1 protein-coding gene and 1 pseudogene are annotated in these 2,196 nt (G+C 68.9%); both read right to left on the reverse strand.

Going from position 1 to position 2,196, the window contains the following annotated elements; all coding sequences use genetic code 11:
- Positions 1 to 72: 72 nt before the first annotated feature.
- Positions 73 to 1,761, reverse strand: a complete 1,689-nt coding sequence (locus EZM51_RS20345; RefSeq protein WP_136710137.1) for a CTP synthase — start codon at positions 1,759 to 1,761, stop codon at positions 73 to 75.
- A gap of 154 nt (positions 1,762 to 1,915) precedes the next feature.
- Positions 1,916 to 2,196: pseudogene (locus EZM51_RS20350) on the reverse strand (DNA repair protein RecN); the annotation flags it as partial.

Consider the following 2,196-nt stretch of genomic DNA (forward strand, 5'->3'; position numbering starts at 1 on the left):
TCGACGCGCTCGTCGGCGAGCGGACCGGCGACCGGCCCGGCGACCGGCTCGCCGGGCTGCCCGGCGACCGGCTCAGCCATTGGCGACATCGAACAGCAGGCTCGCCTGCTGCCGCTCGAGCGCGGCGCCGACGAGACCGCGGAACAGCGGGTGCGGGTTGTTCGGACGGCTGCGGAGCTCGGGATGCGCCTGCGTGCCGACGTAGAACGGGTGCACGTCGCCGGGCAGCTCGACGAACTCGACGAGGTGGCGGTCGGGCGACATGCCCGAGAAGACCATGCCCGCCTGCGCGATCCGGTCGCGGTAGGCGTTGTTGACCTCGTAGCGGTGACGGTGGCGCTCCGAGACCTCGGTCGCCCCGTAGAGCTCGGCCGCGATCGAGTCCGCGGCGAGCGTCGCGGGATAGAGTCCCAGCCGCATGGTGCCGCCGAGGTCGCCGCCGGCGATGATCTCGACCTGCTCCTCCATGGTCGCGATGACCGGGAACTCGGTATCGGGGTCGAACTCGCTCGACGAGGCGCCGGGGAGCCCGACGACGTTGCGCGAGTACTCGATGACCATGCACTGCAGCCCGAGGCAGAGGCCGAGCGCCGGCACGCCGTTCTCACGTGCGAACCGCAGCGCGCCGAGCTTGCCCTCGATGCCGCGCACGCCGAACCCGCCCGGCACGCAGATGCCGTCGAGGTGCGCGAGGTGCTTCTGCGCGCCCTCGGGCGTGCGGCACTCGTCGGACGGGATCCACTCGATGTTGACCTTGGTGTCGTTCGCGAACCCGCCGGCGCGCAGCGCCTCCGTGACCGACAGGTACGCGTCGGGCAGGTCGATGTACTTGCCGACCAGCCCGATCGTGACCTCGTGCTTCGGGTCGTGCACGACGTCGAGCAGTTCGCTCCACCCCGACGACCAGTCGACGTCGGACGCCTTGCCGCCGAGGCCGAGCGCGTCGATGATGTACGCGTCGAGACCCTGCTCGTGCAGCATCGTCGGGATGTCGTAGATCGACGGCACGTCGACGGCGTTCACCACAGCGGCCTCATCGACGTCGCACATGAGCGCGATCTTGCGCTTGTTCGACTCCGTGACGGGCCGGTCGCTGCGCAACACGAGCGCGTCGGGCTGGATGCCGATCGAGCGGAGGGCGGCCACCGAGTGCTGGGTCGGCTTCGTCTTCTGTTCGCCCGACGCCCCCATGAACGGCACGAGCGAGACGTGCACGAAGAAGACGTTCTGGCGGCCGAGCTCGTGGCGCACCTGACGGGCCGATTCGATGAACGGCTGCGACTCGATGTCGCCGACGGTGCCGCCGATCTCGGTGATGATCACGTCGGGCTTCGGAGTCTCGGTCGCCTGCAGGCGCATGCGGCGCTTGATCTCGTCGGTGATGTGCGGGATGACCTGCACGGTGTCGCCCAGGTACTCGCCGCGGCGCTCCTTGGCGATGACCGTCGAGTAGATCTGGCCGGTCGTGACGTTCGCCGCCTGCGACAGGTTGATGTCGAGGAAGCGCTCGTAGTGGCCGATGTCTAGGTCGGTCTCGGCGCCGTCGTCGGTCACGAAGACCTCGCCGTGCTGGAACGGGTTCATGGTGCCCGGGTCCACGTTGAGGTACGGATCGAGCTTCTGCATGACGACCCTGAGTCCCCTGGAGGTCAGAAGGTTGCCGAGGCTCGCCGCCGTGAGTCCCTTGCCCAATGAAGAAACGACGCCACCGGTCACGAAGATGTGCTTGGTTGCGCCGTTCGTCGGGTCGGGGTTCGAAATGTCTGTGCTCGAAAGAGCTCTGCCGCGTTCATCCACCACGGGCTTATAGTCTAACCCACGATCCCCGCCTGCCTCGCCGACATGCCCCACGCGCTCCCCCTTCTTCGATGGCGTCAGGTCGACGCCGTACCCGGGCGGCGCCGTGCCGCCGTGCTCATGCCGCCCGCTCCGAGGCGATCTCAAGCAGTTCCCGCGCGTGCGCGAGGCCGCTCTCGGAGTCGGCGAGGCCCGACAGCAGGCGCGCCATCTCGGCTTCACGGTCGGCCCCGGTGAGCTGTCGAACGCTCGACGACGTGACCTGCCCGTCGGTGCCCTTCACCACGCTCAGGTGATTCGTCGCGAATGCCGCCACCTGGGCGAGGTGGGTGACCACGATCACCTGCGACCGTTCGGCGAGCCGCGCGAGCCGCCGCCCGATCTCGATGGCCGCCGCGC

Origin of the sequence: Agromyces sp. H66 (assembly GCF_004959775.1) — a bacterium.
In the GTDB taxonomy this organism is placed as follows: domain Bacteria; phylum Actinomycetota; class Actinomycetes; order Actinomycetales; family Microbacteriaceae; genus Agromyces.